The 19,838-nt window shown below is 53.7% G+C and carries 16 protein-coding genes; 12 read left to right on the plus strand and 4 right to left on the minus strand.

The annotated features are described in order from the left end of the window. Positions 1-274 precede the first annotated feature (274 nt). Together M1D70_RS04310 and M1D70_RS04315 are read right to left on the minus strand one after the other, a co-directional pair. On the minus strand, positions 275-1,453 hold the full coding sequence (locus M1D70_RS04310) for a Fe-Mn family superoxide dismutase (RefSeq protein ID WP_456289217.1): 1,179 nt from the start codon (positions 1,451-1,453) through the stop codon (positions 275-277). 163 nt (positions 1,454-1,616) lie between these two features. Beyond that, positions 1,617-2,609 (minus strand): alpha/beta fold hydrolase, encoded by a 993-nt coding sequence (locus tag M1D70_RS04315; protein WP_009594930.1) that lies wholly within the window; start codon positions 2,607-2,609, stop codon positions 1,617-1,619. Between the two features lie 221 nt (positions 2,610-2,830). Here M1D70_RS04315 and M1D70_RS04320 point away from each other — a divergent pair, with 221 nt between their 5' ends. Next, on the plus strand, positions 2,831-3,571 hold the full coding sequence (locus M1D70_RS04320) for an IclR family transcriptional regulator (RefSeq protein ID WP_009591105.1): 741 nt from the start codon (positions 2,831-2,833) through the stop codon (positions 3,569-3,571). A 241-nt stretch (positions 3,572-3,812) separates the two neighbouring features. Here the strand turns inward: M1D70_RS04320 and M1D70_RS04325 are convergent, their stop codons facing one another. Continuing rightward, positions 3,813-3,968 carry a hypothetical protein gene (locus tag M1D70_RS04325; protein WP_456289218.1) on the minus strand — a complete coding sequence of 52 codons (156 nt, stop codon included), beginning with the start codon at positions 3,966-3,968 and terminating at the stop codon, positions 3,813-3,815. Between the two features lie 182 nt (positions 3,969-4,150). Next, entirely contained in the window at positions 4,151-6,868 is a 2,718-nt protein-coding gene (acnA, locus tag M1D70_RS04330) for an aconitate hydratase AcnA (RefSeq protein ID WP_009591082.1), read from the minus strand. Positions 6,869-7,183: 315 nt separating this feature from the next. Here acnA and M1D70_RS04335 point away from each other — a divergent pair, with 315 nt between their 5' ends. The 11 genes from M1D70_RS04335 (at position 7,184) to M1D70_RS04385 (ending at position 19,751) form a co-directional block, all read left to right on the plus strand. Next, positions 7,184-8,206, plus strand: coding sequence for an amidase domain-containing protein (locus M1D70_RS04335; protein ID WP_009591119.1), 1,023 nt, complete (start codon positions 7,184-7,186; stop codon positions 8,204-8,206). Between the two features lie 45 nt (positions 8,207-8,251). Next, entirely contained in the window at positions 8,252-9,346 is a 1,095-nt protein-coding gene (locus M1D70_RS04340; RefSeq protein ID WP_456289219.1) for a D-alanine--D-alanine ligase, read from the plus strand. A gap of 98 nt (positions 9,347-9,444) precedes the next feature. Continuing rightward, on the plus strand, positions 9,445-9,762 hold the full coding sequence (locus M1D70_RS04345; RefSeq protein ID WP_009591113.1) for a hypothetical protein: 318 nt from the start codon (positions 9,445-9,447) through the stop codon (positions 9,760-9,762). Then, entirely contained in the window at positions 9,759-10,760 is a 1,002-nt protein-coding gene (gene uvsE, locus M1D70_RS04350) for a UV DNA damage repair endonuclease UvsE (protein WP_456289220.1), read from the plus strand. Before M1D70_RS04345 ends, uvsE begins: the two co-directional genes overlap by 4 nt. 263 nt (positions 10,761-11,023) lie before the next feature. Continuing rightward, entirely contained in the window at positions 11,024-11,887 is an 864-nt protein-coding gene (locus tag M1D70_RS04355) for an inositol monophosphatase family protein (protein ID WP_036671729.1), read from the plus strand. Positions 11,888-11,953: 66 nt separating this feature from the next. Then, positions 11,954-12,220, plus strand: a complete 267-nt coding sequence (locus M1D70_RS04360) for a hypothetical protein (RefSeq protein ID WP_009591085.1) — start codon at positions 11,954-11,956, stop codon at positions 12,218-12,220. A 209-nt stretch (positions 12,221-12,429) separates the two neighbouring features. After that, positions 12,430-12,735, plus strand: coding sequence for a hypothetical protein (locus tag M1D70_RS04365; RefSeq protein WP_456289221.1), 306 nt, complete (start codon positions 12,430-12,432; stop codon positions 12,733-12,735). A gap of 74 nt (positions 12,736-12,809) precedes the next feature. Beyond that, positions 12,810-14,072, plus strand: a complete 1,263-nt coding sequence (locus M1D70_RS04370) for a stalk domain-containing protein (RefSeq protein WP_456289222.1) — start codon at positions 12,810-12,812, stop codon at positions 14,070-14,072. Positions 14,073-14,434: 362 nt separating this feature from the next. Continuing rightward, positions 14,435-16,300: an SLC13 family permease gene (locus M1D70_RS04375; protein WP_456289223.1), complete on the plus strand. Its 1,866-nt coding sequence runs from the start codon at positions 14,435-14,437 to the stop codon at positions 16,298-16,300. A 299-nt stretch (positions 16,301-16,599) separates the two neighbouring features. After that, a complete protein-coding gene (locus M1D70_RS04380; RefSeq protein ID WP_009591094.1) occupies positions 16,600-18,432 on the plus strand; it encodes a sensor histidine kinase in 1,833 nt (610 codons plus the stop codon). Then, positions 18,432-19,751 (plus strand): response regulator transcription factor, encoded by a 1,320-nt coding sequence (locus M1D70_RS04385; protein ID WP_456289224.1) that lies wholly within the window; start codon positions 18,432-18,434, stop codon positions 19,749-19,751. Before M1D70_RS04380 ends, M1D70_RS04385 begins: the two co-directional genes overlap by 1 nt. The last annotated feature ends 87 nt before the right edge of the window (positions 19,752-19,838 follow it).

Here is a 19,838-nt window from a genome sequence, read left to right on the forward strand (position 1 = left end):
CAATGCTGAGGCTGCGTACCAAGCTTACTGTCATATCATAATCCAGCATATGGTAGCGTTCAACCGAATAATTAACCAGATATGTGGTAAAAAAGACCTAACAATAAGGTTGGGTTACTCCTTAACCTGAATAATCCTGCTCGAATCCGGGCTCATGACCAAGTACCCCTCTGAACAGGGAAGCCCTCCCTAAACTCCATAAAGGAAGTAAGGAGGGCTATAGACCTCATACCCAATATTAACCAATCCGAAGCAGCTAATGCCGGAGTGAGAGTTAAAACGGTTTCCATTTCAGCTTGCTGGCATGCTTGAAACGCTCTGCGACTTCCGGCCAGTAGACCACGTTCCACCAATCGTTGATGTAATCCTTGCGTTTATTTTGATGTTTAAGGTAATATGCATGCTCCCATACATCCAGGGCGAGGAGAGGGACGACGTCCCACTGGGAGAGATTTTGATGTTTCTCGGCCTGCAAAATCTCAAGCCGATGGCTGCGCGGACTCCAGACGAGGATCGCCCAGCCGCCGCCTTCCACTTTGTCTGCTGCTTCGGTAAAATGCTTCTTGAATCGATCGAAGCTTCCAAAATCCTTCTTGATCTGCTGTGCAAGCTCTCCGCCCGGTTCGCCGCCGCCCCGCGGGTTCATGATGTTCCAGAAGATCGTATGCAGATAGTGCCCGGCACCGTGGAACGCAAGCTCGCGTTCCCAATGCTTCACGAGCTCGAAATCGCCGCTTTTTCGGGCCTCCTCCAATTTCTTCTCCGCCTTGTTCAAGCCGTCGACATAGCTTTGGTGATGGATGTCGTGGTGAATCCGCATGGTTTTCTCGTCGATATAAGGCTCGAGCGCATTATAAGCGTAAGGCAGTGGAGGGAGGCGGTGTCCGCCAATCGGCACAGCCTTGCCGCCGTTGTCTCCCATGCCTTGAATGGACAGCTCGGCTTCGGGAGTAGACGGCGGAGGAGACGTGGTCTCGTGCAGCGTCATCGACTGCAGCGGCATATCCACATCCATGAATCTCTCCAGCGCTCCGGCGGCGTTCAGTGTTTCGAGTGCATTCAGGAAATATTCGGACTCCCGAATCACATGGTGCAGGACCGTACCGGCAAGCGGTACTTTCTGAACGGCCTCACTGTTCTCTTTTAAGCTGTGCAGCTGGCGAATGAACTCCCTGGACTGCTCGCAGGAAGCGCGCAAGAGCTGCTCGACCTGGGCCAGCATTTGAGGCGTGGGAGAAGCATTATAACTTAGAATATGGCGCAGAAGTTCGTCTGCCGCCTTCTCCGTGTCGGAGAACACGATGGCCCATTGATCCAGCATCTTCACGTAGACCGGCTCCAGATCGGGCACCACGGCTTTGATCAGCGCGAGGTGTTTTCTTTCCTGATGCTTCCAAAAGCGAATTTCCTCCAGTAATCGTACCGGGAGCTTCGCTCCATAATGAAATAACATGTCCGTTCCCTCCAGTATCAGGTTCACTAAACACACTATATTCATTTGGCGGCCTGTATTATGAAGGAAAAATAAAAACCCCCCGCTGCATCAGGCAGCAGGGGAGCAGAATCGTATCATGAAAAGCACGGCCTCTTCGCTATATAAACAACTGATGAAAACCTCAGGATTCGTCCGGCGTTTCGAGTTTGCCGAGGAAGGTCGACACTTTGCGCAGATATTCCTTAGGGTGCTCGCGGAAGATAAGCTCATGATGGGCATCCTCTACAATCCAGGAATCGGAATCCGCATGCGTCTGGTTGGAAGCGATTTTCTCGGCGATCGGGTAAGGAGCCTTATCGTCTTTCGTTCCGTGGATAAACAAGGTCGGGAACGGGTAATCGTGCTTCTTCACTTCATTGTACGGGATCTGGTCCAGACTTGTGCCGTTAAGCACAGGGAAGAGCAGCTCCAGAATCTCCAGCGATGGATGACGGGGGAGATCAATCTGGTTGTGGATATTGTGGTAAAGCGTGTCCGGCTCTAATAAAAAGGCGCTGTCCAGAATCATGGCATCCACGTCCTTGGTCTCAAGCCCTGCCTGCAGCGCGGTGCCGGCCCCCATGGAGAATCCCCAGACGACAATTTGCTTCGCCCCGCGCTGCTTCACATGCTCAATGGCTCCAAGAAGCTGGCGTTTCTCCTCCTTGCCGCCGGTCGCCACTTCCTTGCTGGTCTGGGAGGCAAAACCGTAATCAAACATGAGCACATTGAAATTCATATTGTGCGCGTAGTGGGCGATATCGTACATCGGTACCCAGGTTTCCTCTCGGTTGGCGCCGTAACCATGGCTGAGCACGATGGTTTTCGAGGAATTCTCGGCCGGGATATACCATCCATTGATATTTCGTTTCCCGTCAATCGAGTGGAACGTGACGTTCTCGTAATTCATATCTTTCGCAAGCTTGGGATTGGAATAGAGCGGAGCCACCGTCGGATTCGACAAAACCCAAGCGATATAGGCATGAAGCGCAATAAAACAGAAAACGAGGAAAAAAACGACAGATAATAGCAGCGCTAATATAATATGCTTTAGACGGACCAAGCCCGTGGACAGCTCGGCCGGCGCGTCATTCAATTGGGAGAGTGGGGCATTACTACCAGTCGTAGTGCTCATAAGTGGCCCCTCCTTACCATATAGTCTGAGTGCGTTTCGTGAACATGAAAAAGTTGAAATTATAATAATCGTATGCCCGGATGCCTATAAAGTCAATGCAAAACCATAGATTGTAAGACAACTGTAAAGTCCCTGTCCCCATGGTTTACTTTTGAGAAGAATTCTCATATAATTCTTGTAACCAGGTTTCATACAATGAAACAGGAGAGGAGCTGATCGGGATGGAAGACCGCAAATTGACGGTACGCGCCGTAGAGCGGGCCCTTGATATCTTGATGTGTTTTACGAAGGATGGCGAACTTGCTCTCACGGAAATTTCTTCCCTTATCGGATTACATAAAAGCACCGTCCATCGGCTGCTAACAACGCTGGAAGACAAAGGATTCGTCGTGCGGAACAAAGAGACGGAGAAATACCGGCTCGGCTTGAAAATATGGGAGCTGTCGATGCATCTGTCCCAAAGCGACGACCCTGCCATTCGCCTTCAGCCGGCGATGGAGGCTTTGCGGGATCGGCTTGGGGAAACGGTAAGTCTGTATTTAAGGGACGGTTCGGATCGCCTTCGGATTCAAGCGGTTCAGAGCAACCAGGGGATCCGCCGGGTCGCCCAGGTCGGCGTGCGGCTGCCGCTCTCGGTGGGCGCGTCCAGCAAGGTTCTTGTGGCCTTTGCGCCTGAGGCGGACCAGGAGGAGCTGCTGAATGCGCCGGATTGGCCGGAGGCGGTCGATAAGAACGCGTACCGGCAGCAGCTGGCGGAAATACTGGAGAACGGTTACGCAATCAGCATCGAAGAGCGCGAGCCTGGAGCGGCTGCCGTATCAGTGCCGATCTTCGACCGCAGTGGCCGCGTCGCTGCCGCGTTGTCGATGTCAGGGCCTGTAACCCGCCTGTCAGCCGAAACGCTTCGCGAGCATGCGCCAATCCTGATGGAAGCGGCACGGGAAATGGGAATGATGATTTAATTTATTCTATTGCCGGATCAGAGACAGCATCACTATAAGTTATTGAATGACCGGGAGGCTGAATGTGATACAGCCACCCGGAATAACACACCGTCCAAACGCTGTCCCTCTTTGGAGAAGGCTCGCCCATATAAACGATATTCCTATCAGGATGGAAAAGGACCGTCCCCCATGATCTTGGTGATCGCGGGGAACGGTCCTTTTGTCGCTGCAGCCCAGTATTTTAACAGGTAAGCGCAACTTAGGTCAGCTTCACGTTCTTTTCCTTCATTTTCTGATTAAGGATTTCTTGAAAGGTCAGGGGTTTGTCCGTCGCTTCCTCTTTCTTAGGCGCTGCCACCGGCTGCGGCCGTTGGTATTGATAATGGAACGATGACATCGTATGTATTTTGATCATAGGTACCTTCCTCCTAAGTCTGGATTTCCGGGAATGTTTTTTACCAATTAACCTCCATGGCAACATTCGAAACGGGATTTCCAATATTCAGGAAAGAAGTACCGGGAAATAACAAAATCCCCACCATCCATGCGCGGATGATGGGGATTTTTGACTAAGGCCAAATCGCCTATAAGAATGCCTTATTGGTTCGATGCGATCATTTGACGCAGTACCGTTTGGAGGATACCTCCGTTATGGTAGTAATCCACGTCGACCATGCTGTCCAGACGAGCGATAGCTTGGAACTCGAATTGCGTTCCGTCTTCGCGCGTAGCGACAACCGTCAATTCCTGGCCTGGCTTCACATCGTTGCTGAGGCCCAGGATATCGAATGTCTCGCGGCCGTTCAGACCAAGGCTCTTCCAGCCATGACCTTCCTGGAACTGAAGCGGAAGAACGCCCATACCCACCAGGTTGGAGCGGTGAATACGCTCGAAGCTTTCAGCCAGTACAGCTTTGACGCCGAGGAGATACGTACCTTTTGCCGCCCAGTCGCGGGAGCTTCCCGTACCGTATTCTTTACCTGCGATAACGATGAGGTTTTGTCCGCCTGCTTGATAATTCATCGAAGCATCATAGATGGACATCACTTCTTCCGTTGGCAGGTAAGTCGTAACGCCGCCTTCCGTACCTGGAGCGACCTGGTTACGGATCCGGATGTTAGCGAACGTACCGCGCATCATGACTTCGTGGTTACCGCGGCGGGAGCCGTAGGAGTTGAAGTCTTTGCGTTCCACGTTGCGGTCGCTCAGATATTTGCCGGCTGGGCTGTTCGTTGCGATGTTGCCCGCTGGAGAGATGTGGTCCGTCGTAACGGAATCGCCCAAGAGAGCCAGCACGCGCGCTTCCTTGATGTCCTGGATGTCGTTCAGGCCGTTGCCCAGGCTTTCGAAGAACGGCGGGTTCTGAATGTAAGTGGATTGATCGTCCCACTCGTACAGCTCGCCTTCAGGCACAGGAATCTTGTTCCAACGCTCATTGGCGGTGAACACGTTCTCGTACTTGGCGCGGAATGCTTCAGGGCTGACGGACAGGCCGATCGCTTCGCGGATTTCCGCGCTCGTTGGCCAGATGTCCTTCAGATACACAGGCTCATTGTTCGGATCGTACCCGATCGGATCGTTCTGAAGATCGATGTTCACCGTGCCTGCCAGAGCGTATGCAACAACCAGCGGCGGCGAAGCCAGGTAGTTGGCTTTGACTTGAGCATGCACGCGACCTTCGAAGTTACGGTTACCCGACAATACGGCGGCTACCGTCATGTCGTTGTCGGCAATCGCTTCGCTCACTTCATCCGGCAATGGACCGGAGTTACCGATACAAGTTGCGCAGCCATAGCCTGCAACATAGAAGCCGAGAGCTTCAAGGTAGTGCAAGAGACCGGACTTCTCGAGGTAGTCGGTAACGACAAGGGAACCTGGAGTCAAGCTGCTCTTCACATAGCCGGGCTTTGTCAGGCCGCGTTCAACGGCTTTCTTCGCCAGGAGACCTGCGCCAAGCATAACGCTTGGGTTGGACGTGTTTGTACAGCTGGTGATGGCTGCGATAACAACGGCACCCGTTCCCATTTCACTGGTAGAGCCGTCTTTATGATTGACTTTAACGGTTTCTGCAATTTTCTCATCGCTGAGGCCGTATCCGCCCTTATCGATCGGCGTACGGATGATGTCGTTAAAGTTTTGTTTCATGCTGGTAAGCTCGATACGGTCCTGCGGACGTTTCGGTCCGGCCAAGCTCGGCACAACCGAAGCCAGGTCCAGTTCGATTACGTCGGAGAACTCAGGGTCCGGCGTATCGGCCGTACGGAACATGTTTTGCGCTTTATAGTAGTTCTCCACAAGCTCAACCTGCTCATCGGAGCGGCCCGTGTTGCGAAGATAAGCCAGCGTTTCGTCGTCAACCGGGAAGAAGCCGATCGTAGCGCCGTATTCCGGAGCCATGTTGGCAACCGTTGCGCGGTCAGCCAAGCTGATGTTGGCGAGGCCTGGACCGTAGAATTCTACGAATTTGCCTACGACGCCTTTCTTCCGGAGAAGCTCGGTTACCGTGAGGGCAAGGTCAGTCGCGGTAGCGCCTTCTGCCAGGCTGCCTGTCAGCTTGAAGCCGATAACTTCAGGGGTGACAAAGTACAGCGGCTGGCCGAGCATGCCGGCTTCCGCCTCGATGCCGCCGACGCCCCAGCCCACAACGCCAAGACCATTGATCATGGTTGTATGGGAGTCCGTGCCTACGAGGGAATCAGGGAAGACCAGCGTTTCGCCGTCAACGGTCTTCGTAGCCGCAACGGAAGCCAGGTACTCCAGGTTAACCTGGTGAACGATACCTGTTCCCGGAGGAACCGCGCGGAAGTTGTTGAATGCCGTTTGAGCCCAGCGGAGGAAACGGTAACGCTCCTCGTTGCGCTCAAATTCAAGCTTCATGTTCGTTTCAAGCGCTTGGTCGGTACCAAAAGCGTCGACCATGACGGAGTGGTCGATAACGAGGTCGACCGGAACGAGCGGATTGATCTGTTTAGGATCGCCGCCGGATTTTTTTACAGTGTCGCGCATGGCTGCAAGGTCTACGACAACGGGTACGCCGGTGAAGTCCTGCAGTACGATACGGGCAGGGATAAACGGAATTTCCTTGTTGTTGTCGCGTCCTTCGTTCCACTTGGACAAGAGTTTTACGTGATCTTCGGTAATCGCGCGTCCGTCAAACTGACGAACGGCAGCTTCAAGCAGCACCCGAATGGAGAAAGGAAGCTTGGACACGCTGCCGTATCCTTGCTCTTCGAGCGCCTGCAGGCTGAAGTAGCGGTAACTTTTACCGCCCACCTCTAGGTTGCGAGAGATGGAGAATTGATCCTTTGCTGGCATTGATGAACCTCCTTAAGTCATTTCATAAATCGAATAAAGACAGTTAGGGTTAAATCCTTTTCGGTTTCACTAGATGAAACCTAATTTCATAAATTGACTACTTTAAGTATAACGTTTTCAACTCCCCGCGTAAAGCATTTTTTATAGAAGAAACGCAATTCAAAAAGGTGAAAACAAGCCTGTTTTCTTACCGAAAGCAGCCGCTGCAATCCCGCGTTTCTGCATTCTCTTGACCGAAGCTCATAGCCTGAAGATTTGCTTCATATAGTTGTGATAGGGAACGGCGTGAATGGCAAGGTTAGAGGAGGAGAGAGGATGAACAGTTTGAAGCAAGCCGAGAAGCCTTGGAAGCAAGCTCTATATATTTACGTCAATCAATATAACCAAAATCGCGTGGACTATTCCTCAGGCCTGAAAGAGCAGATTGTGGCGGACCTGAACTACCTGGTAGAGAGAGGAGAGAGGCAGTTTCGCCTGCAATCGTGGTATGCGGAGCGGGAGGCAACGCCGCTTAAGAGCGAGACCCGCGCCCGTCTTCAGCGCATACTGAGGGAAACGGAGGATGATGTGGTGGCCGATGTGCGGCTCCACAGCGTTTTTTATTATGAAAAAAGAGGGATGACGCATCGGGAAGACACGGTTGTCGGGGAACGGCTGACGCTGATTCGGGACGGGGATGCCTGGCTGATCGTCGGCATTGAACGTCTGCAGGATGAACGCCATCCTTTGCAGAGGGCCGATATTCCGGGAGCAGGGTCGGACGCGGCCGGAAGGGAGCCGTCCACTCCCTTCATGAACGGACGCGTATACGCCGCTGGCAGCAGTCCGCGATCGGGACGTTACGAACGCGAAGCCGCGGCTGCCTATGCCGACCGTTGGTGGGATTCGGGGAATCCGGAGTTTGAGGAATTCGACGTGGATTGCACGAACTATATCTCCCAGTGCCTCTTTGCAGGCAAAGCCCCAATCCACTATACTGGTAAAAGAGAAACGGGATGGTGGTACAAGGGATACGTCAACAAACGGGAGTGGTGGAGCTACAGCTGGGCGGTGTCGAACAGCTTCGCGCATTATCTGAATGCCAGTACCACGGGGCTCCGGGCCGAGCGGGTGGAGCGTCCCGAACAGCTGATGCTGGGGGACGTTATCGTGTACGACTGGGACGGCGACGGCGCGTTTCAGCACAGCACCATCGTGACGGCGTTTGACGCGGGCGGGATGCCGCTGGTTAATGCGCATACGGTGTCAAGCCGCCACCGCTATTGGGACTACCGGGATTCCTATGCTTGGAACGATAACACCGAATACCGGTTTTACCATATTCCCGATTATTTTTAAGATGACAGCATGTCATGCTGCAATACGGACAAGAGAGAGGTTAACATGGGACAGGATAAATTGACGGTTGGTTTAGTATACGGGGGGAAATCCGGCGAGCATGAGGTGTCGCTATCCACGGCATTCGCGGTCATGAACGCTTTTGATTTTGATAAATACGAGATGGTCCCGTTTTATATTTCAAAGCAGGGAACCTGGAGAATCGGCAGCAAGATGCCGGCTCCTTTCGCCCGGCAGGAGGAATTGAAGCTGGCTGAAGGGGAAGGCACGCAAACGGCGCTGAACGCCGTGTTCAGCAGACTGTACGGGGAAGAGAATCAGGCGGTCGATATTATGTTCCCGCTGCTTCACGGGACGTTCGGCGAGGACGGGACGATCCAGGGGCTTTTCGAAATGGCGGACATCCCTTACGTGGGAACCGGCGTGCTTGCATCCGCTGCCGGGATGGACAAAGTCGTCATGAAGAAGCTCTTTGCCCAGGCAGGATTGCCGCAATGCGAGTACTGCTATTTCAACCGCACCCAGTGGGAGCGGGGCCAGCATGAAGTGCTCAAGAACATCGAGGACAAACTCGGATTCCCGAGCTTCGTCAAGCCGGCTAACCTCGGCTCGAGCGTCGGGATTTCCAAGGCCAAGAACCGGGAGCAGCTGAAGGCAGCGATTGAATCCGCGCTCCGCTTCGATGACAAGATCATCGTTGAAGAGTTCGTCGATGCGCGCGAAGTGGAGGTCAGCGTGCTCGGCAATGACGAGCCGATGGCGTCCGTTCCGGGTGAAATCGTCTCTTCCAGTGAATACTATGACTACGCGGCCAAATATACGGATGGACAGTCGCAGATGCAAATCCCGGCCGAGATCGACCCGGATACGGCGGATCGGCTGCGCGACCTGGCCATTGCCGCCTTCAAAGCGATTGAGGGTGGGGGCATTACCCGCGCCGACTTCTTTGTCCGCCGTTCGGACGGCGCGATACTGATCAACGAAGTGAACACGATGCCGGGCTTCACGCCGTTCAGTATGTACCCGCTCTTGTGGCGGGAGACGGGCGTATCCTATCGCGAGCTGCTTGACCGGATGATCGAGCTGGGCCTTGAGCGGTACCATCGCAAGCAATCCCTGATTTATGAGAACCAGGCGTAAGCCGTCACAATAGGATATGAAACACCAGGGGGAGTCCGCGCTATTCATTACGGCTCCCCTTGAGTCTAATATTTTGGGATGAAAGGAAGAGACATGATATGGGATTTCAAACCGAGTTCAATTCCGTTTGTAAGTTTAAAAGCGAGCAGGAGCTCTACGAGCTGCTGGAATACGGCCGCGGCAAAATGCTGAAGGATGGGCTCCGGGTGTTTCCGACGGGACAGAAGGTCATTGCCTATACGCCGGATAACCGGGCGGTGGCCATCGTCCTGATCACCGCATGCGTATCGGAGATCAACTTCCAGGGGCGGGAGGTCACTTCGGTCGAACTGCAGCTCATCCGCAAATTGACGGATGAGGAAGCGCGCGTACAGACCGCGCTCGCGCACGAGATGTTCTTCGGAGACCATGCATGATTGTCCGTTTCGGTTATGTGGCCATGTCCACGGTCGTGCAGAATGCTTCTCCTTCCAAGACGATGACGATGAAGAGTTTCATGAAGCTGAATGACCGTGAGGCCGGCCTACACAAACTGGAGCGGATCGCGAATGAGAACCTACATAATACCCTTCGGCTTCTGAAGCATAATGCGGCTCACGATATCAAGGTATACCGCTTCTCGTCCAAGCTGATTCCGCTGGCCACGCATAACGACATGCGGGACTGGGATCCGTTCCCGGCTTTGCGGGAAGGCTTTCAGGCCATTGGGGAATTCGTGAAAAAACACGGGATGCGGGTTTCCTTCCATCCGGATCATTTCACGGTGCTGAGCACGCCGCGTCCTGAGGTGTTGGTCAATTCGATCCGTGATCTGGAGTCGCACGTCCATATGCTGCAGGCGATGGAACTGCCTGCTTCCATGAAGAATAACATTCACATCGGGGGAGCTTATGGGGACAAGCCTTCGGCAGCCGCCCGATTCGTTGAACATTTCCGTGAGCTTAACCCCCACATCAAGGAACGGCTGACCCTTGAAAATGACGATAAAACCTTTACCGCCCAGGAAACGCTGGCCGTATGCCAGCAAACGGGGCTGCCGATGGTGCTGGATATCCATCACCAGTGGGTCAATAACGATGGCGAGGCGCCCTGGGAGCTGTGGCCGGATATCCTTCGCACCTGGGAGACGCCGCTTGCGCAGGCCGATTCGGACCGGGCGCAGCCGCTGCCGCCTAAGATTCATGTCTCCAGCCCCAAGAGCAAGACCGATATCCGCAGCCATGCGGACGGGGTGGATGTCGTGCCGCTGCTGGCTTTTTTAAGGAATATTGCCGGGGCTACGCCGAAAGTGGACGTCATGATTGAAGCGAAGATGAAGGACGGCGCCTTGTTTGACCTGATGAGGGATCTGGGAAATTATACGGAAGAGGGCATTACCATACTCGACGGTGCTTCCATCGAAGTGAACCCTTAACCGATAAGTTGAGCTTGTTAACACTTGCAAGTTGATGGGTTTTGGGTTACGTTGGAAGTAGCCAAACAGGGATTCCCCTTAAGATAATGACATTGGACTAAAAAGTTCGTTCTCGCCAAGCATTCAGGTGCACAGCATAGGACGGACTTTTATTGAAATAGGCGGAATTTTCGCGTGGCTGCCCTATCGGCTACCGTAATGACTGAATAGGATGTAGAGATTTCCAAGATTACTAGATTTATATAGAAAGTAGAGTGAGTGCTTTGAACGAGAATGAAAAGATTCCTTATGTTGTCAGCAGTAAGAGCTATACCGCCGTTGCGATTAATTGCGCCGCGAAAGCGGGAGAATGGATTAAGAGCAAACTGGGCACCGTCAAGCAGCTGAGCACCAAGTCTTCGGCACAGGATATCGTAACCGAGGTCGACAAAGGCGCGGAGCAGATGATCCGCAAGCTGATCCTGACGCACTTCCCGGATCATGCGATCCTGGGAGAAGAAGGGGTTGCCCCTGGTACGGATGCCTATGCGAAGGCGCTTGAGGAAGCCAAAGACGAAGAGTATCTTTGGATTATCGATCCTGTGGACGGCACGACGAACTATGTTCACGGATTTCCGTTTTACTCCGTATCCATCGCGCTGGCTCATCATGGAGAAGTGATTGTCGGCGTTATCTACGACCCTTCCCGGGACGAGTTGTTCGTGGCGGAAAAAGGCAAGGGGGCTTACGTTCACGGCAATCCAACCTATGTCTCCACGGAGGAGCAATTGTCGGACAGCTTGCTGGCCACGGGCTTCCCGCTGGACAGCAAGGTCAACCTGCCGCTCAACATGGCGGAGCTTCAGGCGCTGCTGCCGATGGTACGCAATGTAAGGGCGGGCGGTTCCGCCGCGCTTCATCTTGCTTATGTGGCGGCCGGCCGGCTGAGCGGATACTGGGAGCACGGCTTGAGTGCCTGGGACGTTGCCGCAGGCGCGCTGCTGGTTCAGGAGTCCGGCGGCAAAGTAACCGATACGGAAGGACGGCCCTACGATCTGTCGGTGCGTCATTTGGCTGCAACCAACGGGTTGATTCATCAGCGTTTTTTGGATACGCTAAAAGATGCGGGCGAGGCTTTGGTCCGCTAAACGGTCACCATCCGCAAGAGGAATGCCGTTCACTATTAACCGCTTGATAAAAGGAGTGTGCGTACGATGAATGAGAAGTCGGATCAGGATTTGGAGCGCCAGCTCAGCGAGATGTTAACGGACGGTGAAATGGAGAAGAAGGATCGGGAGAAGGAGGAGCGCAGGCTGCTCTCTCCGAAATATGAGATCCGGATTCAGACGCAGCTCGATCCCATCGTGGAGGAGACGCTCAAATACCGCAGCATGGCAAAGGAATTGGATGACCGCTATGACAAGTACATCGATAAGGCGGTTAAGAAGGATAAGCCTGAGGATTCAGGCGAAGACGTGTGATAGCGCTTCAAGGAATATCGCGGTATTGGAGCGTAACATCATCCTAGTTCGGTATCAGGAATGGACAGCATGAAACGGGCTGTCCATTTTTTTGTATAGCAATCAAGATAAGACTCTTCAAGACGGTGAATGTCGGAGCCAGGATGTGCGACCTTGTCCATATAGGGGGGAGGAGAAACAATGCGGGTTCAGCTGAAGGCTTCCTATTTTTGGCAGGATTATCAGGTGTGGGTTCCATCCTGTTGTGGTGCATACTTATCATCTTTAATCCGTATACGGACGTTATGAACTGGAGTCCGGCCCTGAATACGTTCATTATGCTCTTTCTGCCAGGCTGCTTGGCGTTGATTGCGATGGTGTATTCGTACAGATTGCTGCTGCTGATTGCTTTTGGATGGTCGATACTGCCAAGCCTGTATATGGCAGGCACGCCAGGGATATTTGCTTGGTTTGGAGTTACCTCCATAGGTTATCTATTCGCTTATCTTCTCATGAAGCCGTCTCGCCCGGCTTGATTCGGTACCATTCGCCTGGTGGTGGTGGTAAAATAAGGCTGTATCAAGATATTCGACGTTAAGGGAGTGAAGTCATGTTCAAACAATGGAAGAAGGGGCTGGCGGCAGTAACCGGCAGCTTGACGCTCGCGGTGGCGCTAGTCGGACCGGGCGTTGCGCCGGCTTATGCCGATGAGGCTGCGGCTAAGAATACATATCGTATCGTAACGCTGGGGGATTCGCTGACCGTCGGGTATGAGCCGGGAATGGATCTGAACAGCAAACCGTACGGTTTTGTTGACCGGCTGTATGAGCAAGGGCTGTTCCATGGCCGGACCGAAGTCACGAATCTGGGGATCGGCGGGTTGAAGACCGACGGGCTGAACAACTACGTCAAGGCCGTCCTGGACGAACGGGCGATCACGCCGGAGGAGCTGCAGCCGGGACTCAGCAGCATCGATCCGCGGACCAAGCAGATCGGCGCCGATGCAGCGAAAGCCAAGCCGATTATCGCCGAAGCCGATCTGATCACCATTACCATCGGCGGCAATGACATGATGAGTCTTGTCAGCACCGTGGAAACGTTAAGCGATGAGCAGCTGCAAGCCAAGATGCAGGAACTGTTCCAGATCTATAAGGACAACGTGTCATCCGTCATTACAGGCCTGCATTCCTTGAATCCGGATGCCGCGATCGTCGTGGCCGACCAGTATAATCCGGTTCCCAAAATCGCCGATGAAGTTGCATACGCAAAACTGCTTGCGGCATCCGGTGAGTTCACGAAGCTGGTGGACGGGGTGGCCGGCGGTTTTGCAACCCAGGGCGTAGACATCAAGGTAGCGCATGTCGCGAAGAAATTCGTGGGCTCCGAGCTGACGATGACCCATATCCTGAAGGATGACATCCATCCGAACCAATACGGATACGAAACGATGGCCGGCGTGTTTGCCGAGACGATCTGGGGCAGCTATCAGAAACCTCCTGTTCAAAATGAGGGGCAGCCGATGCGCATCGTCGTGAAAGGGCAGGAGCTGAATACGCCTTACAAGCCGATCCTCCGCGACAACCTGAATTACGTAGCCATACAAGATATCGTGAACGCGGTGGGGGCGACTACCAAGTGGGAGAATAAAACATCCAGCGCAACGATTACCTTCGGAGACCAGACGGTCGTGGTGAAGATCGGCGCCAAAACCGTTCAAGTCAACGGAACGACCGTACCGATCGATACGCCGGCTTTCCTGCACAAGGTAGGAAAAGAGGATAAAACCTACGTGCCGCTCGCCGTGATTGCATCCGGCCTGGGCTTTGACGTTCAGTACAGTTCCAAATTGCGTACCGCATTCATCAATTTGTAATTCCATGAGCAAGCTGCACCGGCTGGAAGGAGCCGATGCAGCTTTTTTTGTGATTTCTCCGTGACGGCCTACGAGAGCAATCCTTTTTTACCCCTCGTTATGGTCGACGGTGCGATAGAGGATCGGATGGGGATATCGCCTAAAGATTTGCACACAGGGTTGTGACGTTTTTAACATGAGATGCTCCCGGCAGGTGTTACAATACTACATCATTTCCCTTGAATGGGTGGTGTGACGTTGGCGCAGATTGGCCGCCCGCTCCGGACCGGAAAGTGGCAGATCCGTGAAATGGGCAGGGAAAGGCTTATCGAATGTCGAATCTTGGAAGAAACATAGATATGGCATTATAGGGGGATCAAGGAATGAATGGACCGATGATCATTACGTTGTCTGTTTTGGCCGTGGCATCCGTATTGTTCATGTCGGGAAAAGTGCGGTCGGATTTGGTCGCGATCGGCGTGTTGATGGTACTTATGCTAACGGACATTTTAAGTCCGGCTGAAGCCCTGTCGGGCTTTTCCAATTCGGTTGTCATCATGATGATCGGTTTGTTTGTTGTGGGGGGCGGCATTTTCCAGACCGGGCTGGCCAAGATGGCCAGCGGGAAGCTGCTGAAGCTTGGCGGGGGAAGCGAGACCCGGCTCTTGATCATGATCATCCTGGTGACGTCGCTCATCGGCGGATTCGTCAGCAATACGGGCACGGTAGCGGTGATGCTGCCCATCGTTGTCAGCCTGGCATACAGCGCGGAGATCAATCCGGGGCGGCTGCTGATGCCCCTTGCGTTTGCAAGCAGCTTGGGCGGCATGCTCACCTTGATCGGAACGCCGCCGAACCTTGTGATTCAGGAGACGCTGATTAACGCAGGGTACGAACGGTTGTCGTTTTTTGCTTTTCTGCCGATCGGCCTGGTGTGTCTGGCAACCGGGATTCTCGCGATATTGTTCCTTCGCCGTTATCTTCCCAGCAATGAAGAAGGAAGAACGGGGAACCAGGGCGGACGCTCGCTCAGGGAGCTGGCCAAGCAGTATCGGCTGACCCAGAACCTGTATCGGATTCAGGTTGGAGCCGCTTCCTCCATTCGCTCCAAGACGCTGCGGGAGCTGGATATTCCGGCACAGTTCGAAATCAACATCATTGAAATCCGCCGTAAAATGTCGGCCAAGAATCAATTCTTCAAAACGATCAATCAGGAGATCGCGGGGCCCGGGACCGTGATAGAGGAAGAGGATATTCTGTACGTGAATGGTCCATTCGAGCGGGCCTCGGAGTTTGCGGAGACATACGGGCTTGTCATGCTGGACCAGGGTGTGCCCGAGCACCGTAAACATGCCGAAGAGTCGCAATACGCCACAAGCGACGTCGGCATTGCAGAGGTGATGCTGACGCCGTCCTCGCGTCTGATCGGCCGGCTCGTCAAGCATTCGGGATTCCGCGAGAAGTATCGGGTGAACATTCTGGGCATCCAGCGTAAAGAACAGTATTTGCTGCATCATCTGAAGGAAGAGAAAATGCGCTTTGGCGACGCGCTGCTCGTGCAGGGCGCGTGGAAGGACATTGCCCTGCTGGCAGCCGAGCAGACGGATGTCGTGGTGGTGGGGCAGCCGGCAGAGGAGTCGCGCAAATTGACGATGGATCACAAAGCGCCGATCGCGGCAGGAATTATGCTGCTGATGGTGATCCTGCTCGTGACGGAATGGATTCCGGCGGTGGCCTCCGTGATGATTGCCGCGGTGTTGATGGTGGTGTTCGGCTGCGTCCGAAATATGGAGGAAGCCTATAAGACGGTCAACTGGGAGAGCATCGTCCTTATTGGAGGGATGATCCCGATGTCCATTGCCATCGAGAAGACGGGAGCCGCCACGCTGATCTCGGATATGCTGGTTCATTCCCTGGGCAGCTATGGATCGCTTGCCCTGCTGGCAGGGGTGTATTTCACCACTTCGCTGCTAACGCTGTTTATCAGCAATACCGCCTGCGCGGTATTATTCGCGCCGATTGCGTTGTCGGCTGCGATCCAGATGGGAGCGAGTCCGTATCCGTTTCTGTTCGCCGTTTCGATTGGAGCGAGCATGTGTTTTGCGTCCCCGTTCTCCACGCCGCCGAACGCGCTCGTCATGTCGGCAGGACGTTATAAATTCAGTCATTACGTGAAGGTCGGCCTGCCGCTTCAACTGACGATCGGGCTCGTCATGATGGCGGTACTGCCGCTGTTCTTTCCGTTTTAAAAGGGAACCGGCACCTAACACCCGCATGTTCAATCCGATGAGGATCGCGCATGCGGGTGTTATTCCATTTTGAGGGTAGATAGCGTGAAGTCGGGCAGTCAATACTCCCCACACCTCGACAGATCGACTCCCGCCAGAGGCTCCTGCTCCTTTTGCAGGAAATCGCCTGCCGCAGGGCTAATACATCCACTTAGGACATCCTGCCTAATCGTAAAAATGCGCATCATTTCCGTAGAAATGACTACGCTGATCCCACTGGATTGTTGCTATGCTTGAGAAAGCCGGAGGTGCAAGGGCCGATGAAGAACCGCTTCAAAAATCCGCTGGGCCGCATGAACATCAAACAGCAGATGATTCTGCTGTTCCTGGTGCTGGTCATTCCGTTATTCGGGCTGAACGCCTACGGGAATTCCATGGCTGGTCAAATCCTGAAGCGCCATGTGACCAATGCTTATATCGAACTGAACAAACAAAATTTCAAGCTGATTAACCGGGACATTGAAACCGTTAACAAAGTAACCTCCACGGTCATCCAGAACTCGCAGATCCAGCAGCTGGATCCCTTTGCCGAGGTTACCGTACTGGAACGCGTCAAAAATTACGAGCGGCTCGAAAAGATGCTGATTTCCTTCTCCCAAGAGACGGACGAGCGTGAACCGGTCTATTACTCGCTTTATGTGTACGACCCGGACAACAGCTACTTCTTTGCCCCGTATTACCCTGACCGCAGAAAAGCAGGGGTATATTTTTTCTCCGACGAGAAGGAGAAGCCCGCTTGGTTCGATGAAGCCGTGGCGATGAAGGGGAACGGATACCTGAGGCGCATGGCCAATCTGTCGCCGCCGGTGCAAGGGCGCCAGGATCAAGAGACTTTAAGCTATGTGCGGGCCGTTAACAATATCTATCGGGGCGGTACCATCGGCGTACTGCTGGTCACCAATTTGGACGCGCGGATCGGCGAGTCGTTATCGACGGTCTCGATTCCCGATGGGGAGCTGTATTTTACGGATTGGGACGATAATATCCTGACCTCGTCGGTACAGGGCATGGCGGGCAAGCTGGAATTGCCGCCCGAAGCGGATCCGGGCCATTCCACGATCGGCGTCATGGACGTGATTACGTCGGATTTCATCTATGTCATCGATTACAATTACGTGCTCCAGCAGAAGCTGGTCTACAAGGTGCCCGTCAAAACGCTGCTTGCCCAGCAAAGCGAGATGAAGCGCGTCATACAGGTCATTTCCGTCGCTTATTTTGCCGTGGGCCTCATTATCGTCTTTTACTTCTGGCAGTCGCTGATGACGCCGCTCCAGAAGCTGGCGCATTTCGTGAGGAGGTACGAACCTGGAAACGTCGTGCCGGAAACCCCTTATCGGCGCAGAAAAGACGAAGTCAGCGTCCTGATCTCCACGATCTACGACATGGCCCGCCGACTGAATGACCTGATCCATTACAAATACAATATGGATTTGAAGCAGAAGGAAGCGCAGCTGCAGCTGCTCTATCAGCAGATCAATCCCCACTTGCTGTACAACACCCTGGAGAGCATTTACTGGAAGAGCACGATGGAGGGCAATACCGAGTCCGCCGAAATGATCAAGGATTTATCCAAATTGATGAAGATCAGTCTTAGCCGGGGCCGGGATCTTATCACGCTTGGGGAAGAGCTTGAGCATGCGGGGGCTTATATGAATCTCCAGTTGAATCGTTACGATTATCAGTTTACGATCCGATGGGACGTTCCCGAGGCATTGCTGGCGAATCATGTGCCGAAGATCACGCTGCAGCCGCTGCTGGAGAACGCGATCATTCATGGCATTAAAAATATGGGCGAGGACGGAATGATCCGCGTATCGGGTCATCTGGAGGGTGATCGATGCCGGATCGTCATTGAAGATAACGGCTTCCGCCCCGTGAACTACGAATCCATCCGCCGGCTGCTCCATGATGATGCACCCGATCATTCGCTGGGCTACGGCATCCGCAATATCCAGGAGCGGATCCGGCTGCATTTCGGCAGCCGCTACGGGCTGCAGTATGAACCCGGGGAAGAAGGGGGAACCCGCGTGACGATCACGATACCGCGAACAGAAGCAGCAACCATTACATCAACCGGACAGGAGGTTTCCTGATGTACAACATTTTGGTGGTAGATGACGAACCTTTGATATGCAAGGGCTTGTCAGGGCTGTTAACGTCCTCGGGCCTTGCCATCGATGGCATAACCACGGCCTACAGCGGGCAGGAAGCGCTGGACTACATACGGATGGGAGATATCGACCTGCTGGTCACCGATATCCAGATGGGCGAGATGAACGGCATTGAGCTGATGCAGCAGGCGAAGATCGTGAAGCCTTGGGTACAGACGATCATAATTTCAGCCCATGAAACATTTCAATATGCGCAGCGGGCGCTTCAGCTCGGAGCCAAGGATTATTTGATCAAACCGCTGAACAGCGAGCAGTTTCTGGATTCGGTCCGCAGCGTGCTGCTTAAGATGGACCGGCCGGCGCCCCAGGTCGAGCCGCTTCTCATGGCCGATAATGAGCATTTCCGGATGGAGGAGCCGCCGTCCGAAAGAATAGAGCGGCTGAACGAGCGGCTCTCCATGGAGCCGGATCCATCGGCCACTGCCGGTCCCGACGAGTCGGAGCTGGGCCTGGTCGGCCCCTATTTTGCCGTCATCAAAATGAAACTGGGCCTGGCGGAAGAGCGCAGCGCTTCTTTTTCCAGTCATGATATACACCTGATTCAATATGCCGCGCTGAATATCGCCAAGGAGCTGCTGGAACAGGAGCCGCACACCTTGGTGTTCTATTCGCCGGAACGGGACGTCAACATCATCCTTCAATGGAGCGAACAGGAAATGGAGGAGAACGCCAGCGGGAAAATCCACCATCTGGAGATGATCGGCCGGAGTCTGCACCACCATGTGGAGCTGCACCTGAAACGGAGCTGTACCGTGGGCATCAGCCAAATATTGAGGGGACGGGAATTCTTGAGCGTGCTCAGCCGACAGGCGGACAAAGCGATGCTGTGGAGCGAGCAGCTGCATGATTTCCATGTCTTTTATTACGGGGATTTCAATTGGCACAATTATGCCCAGGAGACGTCGCAGGAGGTGCTGTCGAGCCAGAGCAACCGGATCGTGGAGAATACGAGGCAATATATCGATGAGCATTACCGCCAGAAGGGATTGACCATTCATGATGTAGCGAAGAACAATCACGTGAGCCCCAACTATTTGAGTTACCTGTTCAAAAAATATACCGGCAGCAGCCTGTGGGAGTATGTGGTGAAGCTGCGAATGGAGGAGAGCAGGGCATTGATCCTGCACACGGATCTCCGCCGGTACGAGATAGCCGAGCGGGTGGGTTATGAATCCCCGGAGCATTTCAGCAAAATCTTCAAAAAATACTACGGCGTAAGCCCAAGCGAGCTAAAGAAGTAAGATCCGTCATACTTCACATAGTTTTAGACATGTTCGAAGGCTCCCCGGCTTTTTTACAATAAAAGCTAGACATTGAATAAAGGAATG

This window comes from Paenibacillus sp. AK002 (assembly GCF_053903045.1).